Below are 16420 nucleotides of genomic sequence, written 5' to 3' on the forward strand. Positions count from 1 at the left end.
ATTTTGTGGATATCCAATGTTATCGAATAAATCCCTCGCTCTGGCGCTGTGCTTCGCGATCACCGGTTGCGCGCAAACTCCACAAAATGATGCCAAGGGCGGCAGTGGCTGGTGGCCGTTTGGTTCTTCCGACCAGGCAGCGGTCAAAGAGGCGGTGCCAGCGGCTCCCCTGAAGCCTGCTGCCGTCGCGCCGCAGGCCAAGGCCGAGAGCGCCAGCCACTGGTGGTGGCCGTTCTCCTCCGATGATGCAGCCAACGACGCTGTGGCAAAAGACCAGGTCAAGGCTGAGGCCAAGCCTGTAGCGAAGGCCCCGACGCCTGTTGCCAAGGCCGAAACGCCAAGCGGTGGAAAGTGGTGGTGGCCGTTCGGCGGCAAGGAGCAGGAAGCCGCCAAGGCGGCACCGTTGCCCGATCCGAAAGTCACCCAGGCCTGGCTCGACGATTACGAGCCAAAGCTGCGCACCGCCATCGAGGGCAGCAAGTTCCAGCTGGAGCGTCGCGACAACGTCCTGGTGGTCACGGCCCCCGTGGACAGTTCCTTCAACCCGGATCGTCCGGCCATGCTGCTGCCGGTGACCCTTGGGCCGTTTACTCGCGTGGCGAAGGTCCTGGAAGCCGATCCGAAATCCGCCGTGCTGATTCTTGGTCACGGCGACACCTCGGGCGCTGCGCCAACGAACCTGAAACTCAGCCAGGAGCGTGCCCAGTCCGTGGCGGCGATTTTTCGTCTCAGTGGGCTGCAACGTGATCGCCTGATGATGCGAGGCATGGGCTCTGTAGAGCCGCGTGCGGCCAACGACAGCGTCGAAGGTCGCGCCTTGAACCGTCGCGTGGAGTTGCTGGTGACGCCGCAAAACACCTTGATGGCGCTGGTCGGTAAATACAACTTGCCGGCCCCGGCACCGGTTACGCTGGTGGCCGCCCAGGATGTGAAGCCTGCTGTCCCAGCGCCTACGACCCAGAAAGCCGCGGCCACGGCCACTAAAAAGGCACCGGCCAAGAAAGCCGCCGTCAAGGCCCCAGCCAAAAAAGCCCCGGCCAAGAAGGCCATCCCGGCGAAGAAGCCTGAACCGGCCAAGGCCGCCACCGATGCGAAGAAGGTCGCGGCAGCCGATACCCCCAAGCAGTGATGGGCGAACCACAAGGAGTGCGCCATGACCCAAACGCTGGCTGATATGCGCCGCGACTACACCCGCGATGGCCTGACCGAGGCGCAAGCCCCGGCCGAGCCATTCGCGCTGTTCCACCAATGGTTCGCCGAAGCGGTGAAAACCGAGCAGGCCCCGGTGGAGGCAAACGCCATGACCCTGGCCACGGTAGATGCCGATGGCCGTCCTCACTGCCGGATCCTGTTGCTCAAGGGGTTGGATGCCCAGGGCTTTACGTTCTTCACCAATTACGACAGCGCCAAGGGCCAGCAACTGGTCGCGAATCCGTTCGCGGCCATGACGTTTTTCTGGCCGACCCTGGAGCGTCAGGTGCGTATCGAGGGCAAGGTGGTGAAGGTCACGGCGCAAGAATCGGACGCCTATTACCAGGTTCGGCCCCTGGGCAGTCGTCTCGGTGCCTGGGCCTCTCCCCAGAGCCGTGTGATTGCCGGTCGTGGTGAGCTGGAAGACTTGCTCAAGGCCACCGAACAACGCTTCAGCGATAGCCAGCCCCACTGTCCGGAGCATTGGGGTGGTTATCGCTTACTGCCCGAGCGCATCGAGTTCTGGCAAGGTCGCCCGAGTCGTCTTCATGATCGCCTCAATTACCGTCTGCAAGGGGCGGACTGGACTCGCGAGCGTCTGGCGCCTTAGCACCGGCATAACCTGTCGCAGCGGCTTGAAGCCATTGCGGCAGGTCCCGGCGCTTGATCCCTTGTTCTCGGGAGCGGGCCAGTTGTTGCAGCATGTAGGTTTTCTTCCGCTCGTCCTGCCCCGCCAACGACAGTGCCAGATCGCGGTCCATCCAGCGTTTGATCCGCACGTACAACCACCCGTGAAAGTACAGACCGGCGATGGTGGTTGCGACGATGATGAAATAATCCATGCAAAATCCTTGGGCCGATGACGCAGGTTTCGGAAATTGGCGCTACTGTTGGATGAATTTTTCGGGTGCGCCTGTATCCCACCTGAATGAAAACAATTTTATCCCGGCCAGGCCGTGACAGGCGTCAAGCTGCGGAGTTTAATAGTTCCCTGTCTTTTGGAGTTGATGCTATGCGTAAGTCTGTTTTGCTGGTTGCTTCTTTTTCCACGATGGCGATGTTGCTCACTGGCTGTCAGTCGAGCCTGACCGGTGACTCTTACTCCCGTGACGAAGCGCGTCGCGTGCAGACCATTCGCATGGGGACCATCGAATCCCTGCGTCCGGTCAAGATCGAAGGCACCAAGACCCCGATTGGCGGTGCCGCCGGTGCGGTGGTGGGTGGCGTGGGCGGTAGCGCCGTCGGTGGTGGTCGCGGCAGTATCGTCGCTGCCGTTATCGGTGCCGTGGCGGGTGGTCTGATCGGTTCCGCCACCGAAGAAGGCCTGACCCGCACCCAGGGCGTGGAAATCACCGTTCGCGAAGACGACGGCAGCATGCGCGCCTACGTGCAACAGGTTCAGGAAAACGAAGTGTTCCGTGTGGGTGAGCGGGTTCGTATTTCCACTGTGGGTGGGACGAGTCGCGTATCGCACTAAGCTGATTGGGTAAGCGTTTCTCTGGTTTTGATGTTTGCTCAAGAAAAACGGCGCTTCTTCCACTGGGAGAAGCGCCGTTTTTTTTGAGCGTACGCGTTCCCCTGTGGGAGCGAGCCTGCTCGCGATAGCGGTGGGTCAGCTGAATAAATGTGGATGTGCCGACGCTTTCGCGAGCAGGCTCGCTCCCACAGAGGGATAGCGTTTGCTTCAACAAGAAGGGATCGCGATACAGCGATCCCTTCTTGCGCGGGCGTATCAGGAGGACAGTGCGGAAGGCTTGCGACTGGCCGCCGCTGCCACTGCGTAGCCCAGCAGTGCCGCGAGGATTGACCCCGTGAGGATGCCCATCCGGTCCATGCCGGCATACTCGCTGACGCCGGGCTCGAAGGCCAGGGAGCCGACGAACAGGCTCATGGTGAAACCTATCCCGCACAGGATCGCCACCCCCAGTATCTGACCCCAATTGGCGCCCAGGGGCAGATTGGCGATGCCGATTTTCACGGCCAGCCAGGTCAGGCCGAACACGCCGACGGTCTTGCCCAGCAACAGACCGATCGCGATGCCCATCGGCACGTGGTGGGTGAAGCTTTCGACGGTGACACCGCTCAGGGACAGGCCGGCATTGGCGAAGGCGAACAGCGGCAGGATGCCGTAGGCCACCCATGGATGCAGGGCATGTTCCAGGGTCAACAGCGGCGAGGTTTCGGCGTTTTTCGTGCGCAACGGAATGCAGAACGCCAGTGTGACCCCGGCCAGGGTGGCATGAACCCCGCTCTTGAGCACGCAGACCCAGAGAATCAGGCCGACGATCATGTAGGGGCCGAGCCTGACCACGCCCATCCGGTTCATCGCCACCAGTGCGGCGATGCAACCGGCCGCCAGCATCAGCGACAAGGTCGACAGGGCGCCGGAGTAGAAAATGGCGATGATGATAATGGCGCCCAGGTCGTCGATGATCGCCAGGGTCATCAGGAACAGCTTGAGTGAAACCGGCACCCGTTTACCCAGCAAGGCCAGTACCCCGAGGGCGAAGGCGATGTCGGTGGCCGTAGGGATGGCCCAGCCCGAAAGGGCCGCCGGATTGTCACGGTTGAGACACCAGTAGATCAGCGCGGGCACCACCATGCCGCCAATTGCCGCTGCTCCCGGCAGGACGATTTGCGAAGGCTTGGACAATTGTCCGTCGAGCACTTCACGTTTGACTTCCAGGCCAATGAGCAGGAAGAACATCGCCATCAGGCCATCGTTGATCCACAACAGTAGCGGCTTGGCGATTTTCAATGCGCCGACCTGGACCGCCACGGGGGTATCCAGCAGGCCGCCGTACAACCAGGAAAGGGGCGAATTGTTGATGATCAGGGCCAGCACCGCAGCGGCAATCAACAGCAGGCCACTGGCAGCCTCCAGCTGGAAAAAACGTGTCAGGGAATTACGTAGAGGCACGATCGCTCTCCATGGGTCAATCAAAAGTGGCTACACCCTAACCCGTACTGTTAGTTGTTAAAACAAAAGTTATATTCTTTTTTGTTATATGTCGTTACAAGACCGGCGAGGTGGTCGGGCAGTTGCAGGGCATATTGGACCTTAGCTGTACCTGTGCGTGATGTCGGTTTTTTCCTAAGCTTGTGACTGGTTTTTCCCATATCCAGTCCTGAGCGCCAGGCCTTCCCCGCCTATTCCTGCGAGAACACACATGAACGACCACCGTCAGTGGGCACGCGAAGCGATTCGCATCATTGAGGCTGATTTCCAGCGCAGTGCCGATACGCATCTGATACCGCTGCCGCTGCCGGGTTTTCCGGGCATCGAGTTGTACTTCAAGGATGAATCCAGCCATCCCACCGGCAGTCTCAAGCATCGCCTGGCTCGTTCGCTGTTTCTCTATGCGCTGTGTAATGGCTGGCTCAAGCCCGGCGCCCCGGTAATCGAGGCTTCCAGTGGCTCGACGGCCATTTCCGAAGCCTATTTCGCCAGATTGCTGGGCCTGCCGTTCATTGCGGTCATGCCGGCGACGACTTCCCGGGAAAAAATCGCGCAGATCGCTTTCTATGGTGGCCAGAGCCATCTGGTGGACGATCCTACGCAGATCTACGCCGAGTCCGAGCGGCTTGCCCGTGAGCATGACGGGCACTTCATCGACCAGTTCACCTACGCCGAGCGCGCCACGGACTGGCGGGCCAATAACAACATTGCCGAGTCGATCTTCCACCAGATGCGTTTCGAGCAGCACCCGGAGCCGAGCTGGCTGATTTCCAGTCCGGGGACCGGGGGGACCACCGCTACCCTGGGTCGCTATGTACGCTATCGGCAGCACTGTACCCGCGTACTGTGCGCCGACGCCGAGCGTTCGGTATTTTTCGACTACTACCGCAGCGGCGATGCTAGCCTGCGCCTTGAGTGTGGCTCGCGGATCGAAGGGATCGGCCGGCCACGGGTCGAGGCGTCGTTCCTGCCAAAAGTCATTGACGCGATGGTCAAGGTCCCGGACGCCTTGTCGCTGGCTGCCATGCATTACCTGGCCCAGCGATTGGGACGACGGGTCGGCGGATCCAGCGGCACCAACCTGATCGGTGCGCTGGTCGCGGCGAAGCGGATGGTGGAGGCCGGTGAGACAGGGTCGATCGTGGCGATCCTGTGCGACGGCGGGGAGCGTTATGCCACGACGTATTACGACCCGGTGTGGCTCAAGGCCCAGGGGTATGAGTTGGATGGGCTGATGAACGCCGTGGCGGCGAGTGCGGAGCGCGGCGAGGCGTTGCCGGAGACGGTGCTGCGGGTCAATATCTGAGACCTTCCGGACACTGGAAATCCCTGCGGGAGTGAGCCCTGTGGGAGCAAGGCTTGCCCGCGATGCATACGCTTCGGTTTATCTTGCTACCGAGGCGCTATTGTCGCGGGCAAGCCTTGCTCCCACAGAGCCTTGTTCCCACAGAGCCTTGCTCCCACAGAGCCTTGCTCCCACAGAGGCTTGCTCCCACAGAGGCTTGCTCCCACAGAGGCTTGCTCCTACAGAGCCTTGCTCCTACAGAGCCTTGCTCCTACAGAGCCTTGCTCCTACAGATGCTCGTTCCCATAGGGGATGGCGGTGCGCACTTGAAAGGAGATCAGCCTTCCAGGCCGAGGATATCCCGCGCCACCGCTTCGGCAATGCGGATCCCGTCCACGCCCGCCGATAGAATCCCGCCCGCGTAACCGGCGCCTTCACCGGCCGGGAACAGGCCCTTCACATTCAGGCTCTGCAGCGACTCGTTGCGGGTGATGCGCAGCGGCGACGAGGTACGGGTTTCGATCCCGGTCAACACGGCGTCGTGCAGCGAGTAGCCGCGAATCTGTTTCTCGAAGGCCGGCAGGGCTTCGCGGATGGCTTCGATGGCGAAGTCTGGCAGGGCAAGGGCCAGGTCACCCAGCGAAACCCCGGGCTTGTAGGAAGGTTCGACGCTGCCCAGTGCCGTGGACGGTTTGCCGGCGATGAAATCGCCCACCAGTTGGGCCGGGGCTTCGTAGTTGCTGCCGCCGAGCACGAAAGCGTGGGATTCCAGGCGTTCCTGCAGCTCGATCCCCGCCAGTGGGCCGCCCGGATAATCGACTTCCGGGGTGATCCCTACGACGATGCCGGAGTTGGCGTTGCGTTCGTTGCGCGAATACTGGCTCATGCCGTTGGTCACGACGCGGTTCGGCTCGGACGTCGCCGCCACCACGGTGCCGCCCGGGCACATGCAGAAGCTGTACACCGAACGTCCGTTCTTGGCGTGGTGCACCAGTTTGTAGTCGGCGGCGCCGAGTTTCGGGTGGCCGGCGTATTTGCCCAGGCGCGCGCTGTCGATCAGCGATTGCGGGTGTTCGATACGGAAACCCACCGAGAAAGGCTTGGCTTCCATGTACACACCCCGGCTGTGAAGCATGCGGAAGGTGTCCCGGGCGCTGTGGCCCAGGGCCAGGATCACGTGCCTGGAATGAATGCGTTCACCGCTGGCCAATTCGACACCGACCAGTTGGCCGTCCTCGATCAATACGTCCGTGACCCGCTGTTGGAAGCGCACTTCGCCACCGAGGGCGCGAATCTGCTCGCGCATGGTTTCCACCACGCCTGTCAGGCGGAACGTTCCGATGTGCGGCTTGCTGACATAGAGGATTTCTTGCGGCGCCCCGGCGTTGACGAACTCGTGCAGCACCTTGCGACCGAGGAACTTCGGATCCTTGATCTGGCTGTAGAGCTTGCCATCGGAAAACGTGCCCGCACCGCCTTCGCCGAATTGCACGTTGGATTCGGGGTTGAGCACACTTTTGCGCCACAGGCCCCAGGTGTCCTTGGTGCGCTGGCGCACTTCCGGGCCGCGTTCGAGGATGATCGGCTTGAAACCCATCTGCGCCAACAGCAGGGCGGCAAAGATGCCGCACGGGCCGAAACCGACCACGATCGGCCGCTCGCCCAGGTCTGCCGGTGCCTGGCCGACCATCTTGTAGCTGACATCCGGCGCTTCGTTGACGTTACGGTCGTCGGCGAACTTGCGCAGCAGGCCGGCTTCATCGCGTACCGTCAGATCGAGGGTGTAGATGAAGCACAGTTCGGAAGACTTTTTCCGCGCGTCGTAGCTGCGCTTGAACAAGGTGAAGTCGAGCAGGTCATCGCTGGCGATGCCCAGGCGCTGCAGGATGGCAGCGCGCAGGTCTTCTTCGGGATGGTCGATCGGCAGCTTGAGTTCGGTGATTCGTAACATGACGGGATCCGGTTCGCGGGACGCACAACTGCGCCAGGGCGTTCTTCAAACCGGCGATTATATGCTGCAATCCCCTGTCACGGTGAATCAGTCGTTACGCGCACCGCCAAAGTAGGCGCAGCCGCGCTGAACCACGCCATTGACCCGCAACTCGGCACTCATGTGCTGGACGCTGCCGCTGGTGCTGTCGACGCAACGCTGTGGCGCGACCCACAGTTCGACTTTCTGGCCATTCGCTTCGGTACTCAGGTCGAAACGGCCGTCCCCCAGTTGCTCTTCAACGTAAGGCACCGCCAGCGCAGGCTGGCCGTCACGTTCGAGCACGAGGCCTTTGCCGCTGGCCTTGAGGCTCCACTCCGGACCGTGGCCGGCGGCGTGCAGGACCAGCCGCTTGAAGTCGACATCGTCGCAGGCCGTGCCCGAACGTTCCAGGCGATACAACTGCTCCAGGTCCAATTGGCTGTCGGCCCCCGCCGCGGCGCTGGAGACGATGTGGCCGCGCACGTCAGCGAACAGCTTGCCGCGCTCATCGGCCAGGGCGGCAGCTTGTTGCAGCACGCTGGTGCCGCCGCTGTCGTTGACGATGTAGCGGCGTTGTTCCTGGCACGGCTGGAACACCAGCTTGCCGTCGGCCGCCGTGAGTTCGCCTTGCATGCGTGTCTGGCCGGCGTGGGACGCGCTCTCGCGCGGAGCGTCGAGCAGTTGGCAGCCGGCGAACAGGGGAAGGAGGGCAACACACAACAGGGAACGGGCGGCACGCATCATCGGGTCTCCAGACAGGTGCCGCCACGTTACTCAGACTGCTCCCGCATCACAAGCGGGAGCGTAGGCAAAGTGCTATTCAACCCACGTGAAAGGTCTGGCCAGTTTGTAGTCCTTCGACACTCTTGGCGTAGGCTAACGCCACATCGGCGGCCGGTACCGGTTTGTAGCCGCGGAAGTAAGGGGCGTATTTGTCCATGGACTCCAGCAGCACGTTCGGGCTCACCGAGTTGACTCGCAGCCCCCGGGGCAACTCAATGGCCGCCGCTCGCACGAAGCTGTCCAAGGCGCCGTTGACCAGCGCCGCGGACGCGCCGCTCTTGATAGGGTCGTGGCTCAACACACCGGTGGTGAAGGTGAAGGATGCGCCGTCGTTGGCGAATTCCCGGCCGATCAGCAGCAGATTGACCTGGCCCATCAGCTTGTCCTTCAAGCCGAGGGCGAAACTTTCCTCGGTCATATCGCCCAGCGGTGCGAACGTGACGCTGCCGGCGGCGCAGATCAGCGCATCGAAGGGGCCGGTCTTTTCGAAGAGGGCGCGGATCGAGGCGCTGTCGCTGATGTCGACGTGCAGTTCACCGCTGTTGCGGCCGATTCGAATGATTTCGTGGCGTGGCGACAGTTCGTTGGCAATGGCCGAACCGATGGTGCCGTTGGCGCCGATCAACAGGATTTTCATGGACTGTTCCTCAGTGGGTTAACCGAGATTGCAGTTTAGAGTGGTTTTTTTCATTGATAAGCGTGCTAATAGGCAACCTTTGGTTTTCTATTGGAAACAATCCAGTGAGCGAGATGGACGACCTGGCGGCGTTCGCCGTGTTGATCGAGGCCGGCAGTTTTACCCTGGCGGCCCAGCAATTGGGGTGCAGCAAGGGCCAGTTGTCCAAGCGCATCAGCCTGCTGGAAAGCCGCTTCTCGGTGGTGTTGCTGCAGCGCACCACACGACGCCTGAGCCTTACCGCGGCCGGAGCGGCCCTGTTGCCCCAGGCCCAAGCACTGCTGGTTCAGGTGGAAAGGGCGCGTCAGGCTCTCGCCCGCTTGAAGGATGATATTTCCGGGCCGGTGCGTATGACGGTTCCGGTGTCGTTGGGCGAAACCTTTTTTGAAGGGCTGCTGCTGGAGTTCGCCCACACGTACCCCAACGTGCAGATCGAACTGGAGCTCAGCAACGGTTATCGCGACCTGACCCGGGACGGTTTCGACCTGGCGATCCGCTCCGACGCCGCCATCGATGAGCGATTGGTCGCCCGGCCGTTGCTGGCGTGGCACGAGATGACCTGCGCCAGCCCGGCTTATCTCGATCAGTATGGCGAACCACAAACCCCCCAGGACCTGGCTGAACATCGCTGCCTGCTCAACAGCCACTACAGTGGTCGGGAAGAGTGGCTGTACCACCAGCAACACGAGCTGCTGCGGGTCCGGGTGTCGGGTCCGTTCGCCAGCAATCACTACAGCTTGCTGAAAAAAGCCGCCTTGGCGGGTGCCGGAATCGCTCGGCTACCGTCCTACCTGTTGAATGAAGAGTTGGTGGATGGACGCCTGTGCTGGCTCCTACGGGATTTTCAGACCCGTCGTATGCCGATGTACCTGGTGCACCCCTATCAGGGCGGCCTGCCCAAGCGCACCCAGGTGCTGGCCGATTATCTGATTGACTGGTTCAAGCGCAGTGGTGAGGCGCTTGACCGACTCCAGCAATAGCGAGGCATCACCCCAGCCCTTGTGGGAGCGAGCCTGCTCGCGATAGCAATCTCAGCCTCAGCACAGTTGTTGACGGACCCACCGCTATCGCGAGCGGGCTCGCTCCCACACGGCAATCAGGTGATCGATGGACAGCACGCCGGGGCCGCGGGCCATCAGGTAAAGCAATAGCGCTGCCCAGGTGCCGTGGGTCGGGTAGGCGTCGGGATAGACGAACAGCTGAATGGTCAGGGTCATGCCCAGCAGCGCCAGCGCCGAAAACCGTGTGGCAAACCCCAGCAGGATCAGCACCGGAAAGAAATGCTCGGCGAACGCGGCGAGGTGCGCGGCGATTTCCGGTGACAGCAGCGGGATGGCGTATTCGCTCTTGAACAATGGGATGGTTGAGTCGGCCAGGTGCGGCCATCCGATCTGGAAGGTGCCATCGATCAGGTCGATGGCCAGGCCCTCGACCTTGGTCTGCCCGGATTTCCAGAACACTGCCGCGATGGAAAACCGCGCAATGAACGCGATCAGGCTGTGGGGGATTTTCTCCAGCAGGGTAATGGCGCTAGTGACGGGGCTGTTCATGGCGATACCTTGTCGTGATGCAAGCGGGTAATGGCGCCGTGACTGATCAGCAGTGCCAGGGTTTGTGCAATGTCGAACGTGGGGGCACAGGCCAGCGCCTGCCCGAGCGGCTGGCCGTTGTGCACGTTGCGGATAAAGGTGAAGGCGCCACGGTCGAGGGCAAACACTTCAACCTCGAGGCCGTTGCGCAGGACCAATGCGCATTGCCCCTGGTTCGGATCGATTTCGGCGAGCGTCATGTCCGTCTGATGGGCCGCCCAGATCGCGACGACTGCGAACGCTGAATCGAGCAGGTGCACGGACGGATGCAAGGTGACGCACAGCCCGTCCAGGGACGGTGGGTCGGCCAGTGCTGCGGCGATCTGCTCATGGCCCAGAGGGTGTTCGTCAGCGGCGTGATAGGCGACGGTGCGCAACCTTTCCAAACGGGCGACATCCGCCAGGTATGGCAGGGAAAACGCCGGTTCGAAATCCTCGATAAAGTCGGCCAGATCCGCGCCATAACGATTCATCAACGGGCTGCGGGGCGCTGAGGTCTGCACATGAACGGCGGCCATGGCTCGGAAAAACTCATCCCCTACCAACTGACGGACCACCGGATAGGCGTCCGCCAATGCATTGATCAGTGAGCCCTGGACGTTGTTGCGATACACGGCGAAGCGGCTCGCCGGGTCTGCACCATTGGCGCAACACAAGCCTTCCGGGCACGGTTGCCGGATGTCGAGCAGGGCGGCGGTGAACGCGGCTTGGCTGCTCATGCTGACCGCCCTGCGGACAGCAACAGCGCGTCGGCCTGATGGGCTTCGGCCAACAGGACATCGAAAGCCGGAACCTGGTTGTCACGCTCGATCAGGGTGGCCACCGGACCGACGCGCTCCAGGGCCTGTCGGTACAGCGCCCAGACCGCCAGGTCGATGGGGGCACCATGATCATCGATCAGCAAACGGTCGCCCAGGCTGTCGGAGTCTTCGGCAAACCCGGCCAGATGAATCTCGCCCACCGCCTGCAGCGGCAGGGCATCGAGATAGGCCAGTGGATCGCGTTGATGATTGATGCAGGAAACGTAGAGGTTGTTGACGTCCAGCAGCAGCCCGCAGCCCGTACGGCGAATGACTTCGCTGATGAAGTCAGTCTCGTCGAGGGTCGAGCGTTGGAACGCCAGGTAGGTGGCGGGGTTCTCCAGCAGCATCGGGCGTTTGAGAGTGTCCTGCACTTGTCCGATATGGGCGCAGACGCGGTTCAGCGTCGGCGCGTCGTAAGCCAGGGGCAGCAGGTCGTTGAGGAACACCGGGCCATGGCTCGACCAGGCCAGGTGTTCGGAAAAGGCTTGGGGTTGATAGCGCTCGATCAGTTCGGCGAGGCGCTGCAGGTGCGCCGCATCCAGCTTGCCCTCGGTACCGATGGACAGGCCGACGCCATGCAACGACAGCGGATACTGCTCGCGGATCAATCCCAGGAAATGGTGGAACGGACCACCGTCCACCATGTAGTTTTCGGCGTGGACTTCAAAGAAGCCGATGTCTGGCCTCGAACCGAGCACTTGCTGGAAGTGTCCGGTCTTGAGCCCCAGCCCGGCACGGCGCGGGAGCTCGACGCTGGCTGCCTGAGTGCCGATGAAAGCAGGTTCGTAAGACGTGGTCATGGTCGACACTCAGGCAGACGGTGGATCAGGACTTGGCTTTGTAGGCTTCGAGCTGACCGAAACCGGTAGGCGAGGTCTTGCTCATGGTGGTCGTGCAAGTGCCTTTCGGGACGAGCTTCCAGGCGTTGCTCTGATAGTCCATCTTGGCGGTACCAGCACAGGTGGTGCCGGCGCCGGCGGCGCAGTTGTTTTGCCCTTTCATGGCCACGCCAAAGCATTTTTCCATGTTGTCGTCAGCGGCGTGGACGGTCGATACGGCGGCGATGCTCAACGCGGAGCCGAGGGCCAGGACCAGGGCGGAGGCGGACAGGGTACGGGTGGTAGCGGACATGATGGTTCTCCAGTTCTTCTAGGGAAATGAACCGGCTTCAGCGCCGGTCTGCTGAACTAGAGAAGGGAGGTGGGGAAGTGTTACAGCGAGTTTCGAATTATTTTTGATCACCGCGAAATGTGTGTACTGAAAGGGATTAAAAGAAGCATCTCCATCCTTTGTGCCGAGGGGATGAATCCCCGCTGGGCTGCAAAGCAGCCCCAAACCAGGCAACTCGGTGAGTCAGGCAGATTGAGGCTGCTGTGATGGGGGCTGCTTCGCAGCCCAGCGGGGATAAATCCCCTCGCCACAAAGGTGTTCACATCTAGCTGGTGCAAAAAAAACGGCCCGAAGGCCGTTCTTGTTTACCGCAACTCCTTAACCGCCCAGGTACGCTTCGCGCACTTTCGGATCGGTCAGCAGTGCTTCACCAGTGCCCTGCATCACCACTCGACCGTTTTCCAACACATACGCCCGGTCGGCGATTTTCAGGGCCTGGTTGGCGTTCTGCTCAACCAGGAACACCGTCACGCCATCCTTGCGCAGCTGTTCGATGATGTCGAAGATCTGCTGGATGATGATCGGTGCCAGGCCCAGGGAAGGCTCGTCGAGCAGCAGCAACTTGGGCTTGCTCATCAGCGCGCGGCCGATGGCGAGCATCTGTTGTTCGCCGCCAGACATGGTGCCGCCGCGCTGGCTGAAGCGTTCTTTCAGGCGTGGGAAAAGGTGCAGGACCTTGTCCATCTGTTCCTGATAATCGCCCTTGTCGGTGAAGAATCCGCCCATGGCGAGGTTCTCTTCCACAGTCAGCCGGGCAAATACCCGACGACCTTCCGGCACGACTGCGATGCTCTTGCGCATGATCCGCGACGAGTCCTGGCCCACCAGTTCCTCACCCATATAGCGGATGCTGCCGCTGTGGGCCTGGGGCGAACCGCAGAGGGTCATCAGCAGGGTGGATTTGCCGGCACCGTTGGCGCCGATCAGCGTCACGATTTCGCCCTGGCGGACCTCCACGTTGACGCTGTGCAGGGCCTGGATCTTGCCGTAGAAGGTGGAAACGTTTTCGAACTGCAGCATTTACGCTTCCCCCAGGTAGGCTTTGATCACTTCAGGATTGTCCCGGATCTGTTCCGGCGTGCCGTTGGCCAGGGGAGTGCCCTGGTTGATCACCACGATGTGGTCGGAAATGCTCATGACCAGTTTCATGTCGTGTTCGATCAGCAGCACCGTGACGTTGTGTTCCTCGCGGAGCACGCCGATCAGGGCTTTCAGGTCTTCGGTTTCCCTCGGGTTCAGGCCGGCGGCCGGTTCGTCGAGCATGAGGATCCGCGGACGGGTCATCATGCAACGGGCGATTTCCAGGCGCCGCTGCTGACCATAGGCCAGGGTGCCAGCGGTACGGTTGGCGAACTCCTTGAGATTGACCTTTTCCAGCCAGTACTCGGCGTACTCCATCGCTTCGCGTTCGCTCTTGCGGAACGACGGGGTCTTGAACAGACCGGCGAAGAAGTTGGTGTTCAGGTGGCGATGTTGGGCAATCAAGAGGTTCTCGATGGCCGTCATGTCCTTGAACAACCGCACGTTCTGGAACGTACGCACCACGCCCTTGAGGGCAATCTTGTGCCCCGGCAGGCCCTGGATCGGCTCGCCGTCCAGCAGGATGCTGCCGCCGGTTGGCTGGTAGAAACCGGTCAGGCAGTTGAACACCGTGGTCTTGCCCGCGCCGTTTGGCCCGATCAAGGCAACCACCTGTTTCTCTTTCACGGTCAGGGCCACGCCATTGACCGCCAGCAGGCCGCCGAAGCGCATGCTTAGGTTTTCAACCTTGAGGATCTCGCGGCTCATTTGCGCAGCTCCATGTGGGGGCGTTGCATAGGCAGCAGACCTTGAGGACGCCAGATCATCATCAGCACCATCAAGGCGCCGAACATCAACATGCGGTATTCACTGAATTCACGCATCATTTCGGGTAGCAGGATCATCACGATGGCGGCCAGGATCACACCCAACTGCGAGCCCATCCCGCCCAGCACCACGATGGCGAGGATGATCGCTGACTCGATGAAGGTGAAGGATTCCGGCGTCACCAGACCCTGGCGGGCGGCGAAGAAGCTACCGGCGAAACCGGCGAATGCGGCACCGAGGGTGAAGGCCGACAGCTTGATCACGGTCGGGTTGAGACCCAGGGCACGGCAGGCGATTTCGTCTTCGCGCAGCGCTTCCCACGCACGGCCGATGGGCATGCGCAGCAGGCGGTTGATGACGAACAACGCGGCCAGGGCCAGCAACAGCGCGACCAGGTAGAGGAACACCACTTTGCTTACCGGGTTGTAGGTCAGCCCGAAGAACTCGTGGAAGGTCTGCATGCCCTCGGCCGCGGAACGTTCGAAGCTCAGCCCGAAGAAGGTCGGCTTGGGGATGTTGCTGATGCCGTTGGGGCCACCGGTGAGGCCGGTGAGGTTACGCAGGAACAAACGGATGATTTCACCGAAGCCCAGGGTCACGATGGCCAGGTAGTCGCCCCGCAGACGCAGCACCGGGAAACCCAGCAGGAAGCCGAACGTGGCCGCCATCATCCCGGCGATCGGCAGGCAGATCCAGAAGCTCAGGCCGAAGTAGTGGGACAGCAGCGCGTAGCTGTAAGCGCCCACTGCGTAGAATCCCACATAACCCAGATCGAGCAGGCCGGCCAGGCCGACCACGATGTTCAGGCCCAGGCCCAGTAACACGTAGATCAGGATCAGGGTGGCGATATCCACCGCCCCACGGGAGCCGAAGAACGGCCAGACCAACGCCACCACGATCAGGCCGATGATGATCCGGCGCTGGGTGCGTGGCAGGGTCAGGAACTGGCTGACCTTGGGCGAAACCAGCGGGCCACGGTTGGAACGCAGCGCGGCACCGACCTGCTGGCTGAACAGCACCCGCAGGAACATCAGCACCGAGCACAGCGCAATCACGCTCAGGGTCAGCGGACCGGTGCCGTGCACTTCCAGGTTGACGCCGACGATGCTCAGCTTGAGGCCGAGCACCGGAAAGGCCACGGCCCAGACCAGCAGGGCGCTGAACAGCGCCTGTTTAAGATATTTGCTCATACTTTCTCAACCTCCGGGCGGCCCAGGATGCCGGTCGGCCGGAACAACAGAACCAGGACCAGGAGACCGAACGCAACCACGTCCTTGTACTGGTCACCGAAGATATCGGCGCCGAATGCTTCGGCCACCCCCAGCACCAGCCCGCCGAGCATCGCCCCCGGAATACTGCCGATGCCACCCAGCACCGCCGCGGTAAAGGCCTTCAGGCCGACCAGGAAACCGGCGTTCGGGTTGATCACGCCGTACTGCATGCTCAACAGCACGGCAGCGACGGCCGCCAGCGCGGCACCGATGACGAAGGTCAGGGCGATGATGTTGTTGGTGTTGATGCCCAGCAGGTTGGCCATCTTGATGTCCTCGGCACAGGCGCGACAGGCGCGCCCCAGGCGGGAACGGGAGATGAACAGGGTCAGGCCGAGCATGGCGATCAGGGTCACGACAAAGACCAGGATCTGCATGTAGGAAATCAGGACTTCTTCAGCACCGCCCGGGCCGAAGGAGAAACTCCCAGGGATCAGGTTGGGGATGGACTTGTCCTTGGAGTCCTGGGACAGCAGTACAGTGTTCTGCAGGAAAATCGACATGCCGATGGCGGAAATCAGTGGAATCAGACGGTTGCTGCTGCGCAAGGGGCGATAGGCAACGCGTTCGATACTGTAGCCATAGGCACTGGTCACGACGATCGACGCCAGGAAGGCGGCGGTCATCAACAACGGCAGTGAGTGGATACCCAGCATGGCCAGCCCGGCAAGGGCAATGAAAGCCACGTAGGAACCGATCATGTACACCTCGCCATGGGCGAAGTTAATCATTCCAATGATGCCGTAAACCATTGTGTAGCCAATGGCTATCAAGGCATAGGTGCTGCCAATGGTCAGGCCATTAACCAGCTGTTGGAAAAAGTGATAGATCTCAGGCATTACAGCGCTCCTAAAAACCCGATACGCATTTCAC

At 61.5% G+C, this 16420-nt stretch carries 18 protein-coding genes; 5 read left to right on the plus strand and 13 right to left on the minus strand.

The window, feature by feature from the left end; all coding sequences use genetic code 11:
• The first annotated feature begins 16 nt into the window (after positions 1-16).
• Positions 17-1129, plus strand: coding sequence for an OmpA family protein (locus FGE05_RS19620; protein WP_139647512.1), 1113 nt, complete (start codon positions 17-19; stop codon positions 1127-1129).
• 24 nt (positions 1130-1153) lie between these two features.
• Positions 1154-1801 (plus strand): pyridoxamine 5'-phosphate oxidase, encoded by a 648-nt coding sequence (gene pdxH, locus FGE05_RS19625; protein WP_139647514.1) that lies wholly within the window; start codon positions 1154-1156, stop codon positions 1799-1801.
• Here pdxH and FGE05_RS19630 read toward each other — a convergent pair.
• The gene (locus FGE05_RS19630; RefSeq protein ID WP_139647516.1) at positions 1749-2033 is read right to left on the minus strand and encodes a hypothetical protein; all 285 of its coding nucleotides are present in this window, start codon (positions 2031-2033) and stop codon (positions 1749-1751) included. The two genes, pdxH and FGE05_RS19630, sit on opposite strands and share 53 nt — an antisense overlap.
• A 170-nt stretch (positions 2034-2203) precedes the next feature.
• Here FGE05_RS19630 and FGE05_RS19635 point away from each other — a divergent pair, with 170 nt between their 5' ends.
• Complete coding sequence (locus FGE05_RS19635) at positions 2204-2668, plus strand: glycine zipper 2TM domain-containing protein (protein ID WP_041021792.1); 465 nt, start codon at positions 2204-2206, stop codon at positions 2666-2668.
• 255 nt (positions 2669-2923) lie between these two features.
• Here the strand turns inward: FGE05_RS19635 and nhaA are convergent, their stop codons facing one another.
• On the minus strand, positions 2924-4111 hold the full coding sequence (nhaA, locus tag FGE05_RS19640; protein WP_139647518.1) for a Na+/H+ antiporter NhaA: 1188 nt from the start codon (positions 4109-4111) through the stop codon (positions 2924-2926).
• Between the two features lie 250 nt (positions 4112-4361).
• On the opposite strand from nhaA, the gene FGE05_RS19645 reads away from it, so the two are divergent.
• Positions 4362-5456: a PLP-dependent cysteine synthase family protein gene (locus tag FGE05_RS19645; protein WP_139647520.1), complete on the plus strand. Its 1095-nt coding sequence runs from the start codon at positions 4362-4364 to the stop codon at positions 5454-5456.
• 316 nt (positions 5457-5772) lie between these two features.
• On the opposite strand, the gene FGE05_RS19650 is transcribed toward FGE05_RS19645, so the two are convergent.
• From FGE05_RS19650 to FGE05_RS19660, 3 genes are all read right to left on the minus strand, one after another.
• Positions 5773-7386: an NAD(P)/FAD-dependent oxidoreductase gene (locus tag FGE05_RS19650; RefSeq protein ID WP_139647522.1), complete on the minus strand. Its 1614-nt coding sequence runs from the start codon at positions 7384-7386 to the stop codon at positions 5773-5775.
• 87 nt (positions 7387-7473) lie between these two features.
• Positions 7474-8148, minus strand: coding sequence for a COG3650 family protein (locus tag FGE05_RS19655; protein ID WP_139647685.1), 675 nt, complete (start codon positions 8146-8148; stop codon positions 7474-7476).
• A gap of 79 nt (positions 8149-8227) precedes the next feature.
• Entirely contained in the window at positions 8228-8827 is a 600-nt protein-coding gene (locus tag FGE05_RS19660) for a short chain dehydrogenase (RefSeq protein WP_139647524.1), read from the minus strand.
• 104 nt (positions 8828-8931) lie between these two features.
• Here FGE05_RS19660 and FGE05_RS19665 point away from each other — a divergent pair, with 104 nt between their 5' ends.
• Positions 8932-9846, plus strand: a complete 915-nt coding sequence (locus FGE05_RS19665) for a LysR family transcriptional regulator (protein ID WP_139647526.1) — start codon at positions 8932-8934, stop codon at positions 9844-9846.
• Positions 9847-9930: 84 nt separating this feature from the next.
• Here FGE05_RS19665 and FGE05_RS19670 read toward each other — a convergent pair whose 3' ends face one another.
• The 8 genes from FGE05_RS19670 to livH all read right to left on the minus strand — a co-directional run bounded on the left by FGE05_RS19670 (position 9931) and on the right by livH (position 16386).
• Positions 9931-10416 carry a DoxX family protein gene (locus FGE05_RS19670; protein WP_139647528.1) on the minus strand — a complete coding sequence of 162 codons (486 nt, stop codon included), beginning with the start codon at positions 10414-10416 and terminating at the stop codon, positions 9931-9933.
• Entirely contained in the window at positions 10413-11174 is a 762-nt protein-coding gene (locus tag FGE05_RS19675; protein WP_139647530.1) for a DUF2063 domain-containing protein, read from the minus strand. The genes FGE05_RS19670 and FGE05_RS19675 overlap by 4 nt, the downstream gene beginning before the upstream one ends.
• On the minus strand, positions 11171-12058 hold the full coding sequence (locus FGE05_RS19680; RefSeq protein WP_139647532.1) for a DUF692 domain-containing protein: 888 nt from the start codon (positions 12056-12058) through the stop codon (positions 11171-11173). The genes FGE05_RS19675 and FGE05_RS19680 overlap by 4 nt, the downstream gene beginning before the upstream one ends.
• A gap of 25 nt (positions 12059-12083) precedes the next feature.
• Positions 12084-12389, minus strand: a complete 306-nt coding sequence (locus FGE05_RS19685; protein ID WP_139647534.1) for a DUF2282 domain-containing protein — start codon at positions 12387-12389, stop codon at positions 12084-12086.
• 357 nt (positions 12390-12746) lie between these two features.
• Entirely contained in the window at positions 12747-13448 is a 702-nt protein-coding gene (locus FGE05_RS19690) for an ABC transporter ATP-binding protein (protein ID WP_041023136.1), read from the minus strand.
• Positions 13449-14216, minus strand: a complete 768-nt coding sequence (livG, locus tag FGE05_RS19695; RefSeq protein WP_041023135.1) for a high-affinity branched-chain amino acid ABC transporter ATP-binding protein LivG — start codon at positions 14214-14216, stop codon at positions 13449-13451.
• Positions 14213-15466: a high-affinity branched-chain amino acid ABC transporter permease LivM gene (locus tag FGE05_RS19700; RefSeq protein ID WP_139647536.1), complete on the minus strand. Its 1254-nt coding sequence runs from the start codon at positions 15464-15466 to the stop codon at positions 14213-14215. Before FGE05_RS19700 ends, livG begins: the two co-directional genes overlap by 4 nt.
• Positions 15463-16386, minus strand: a complete 924-nt coding sequence (gene livH, locus FGE05_RS19705; RefSeq protein WP_041023133.1) for a high-affinity branched-chain amino acid ABC transporter permease LivH — start codon at positions 16384-16386, stop codon at positions 15463-15465. The genes FGE05_RS19700 and livH overlap by 4 nt, the downstream gene beginning before the upstream one ends.
• Positions 16387-16420: the final 34 nt, after the last annotated feature.

Origin of the sequence: Pseudomonas sp. ICMP22404 (assembly GCF_006227205.1) — a bacterium.
Classification (GTDB): domain Bacteria; phylum Pseudomonadota; class Gammaproteobacteria; order Pseudomonadales; family Pseudomonadaceae; genus Aquipseudomonas.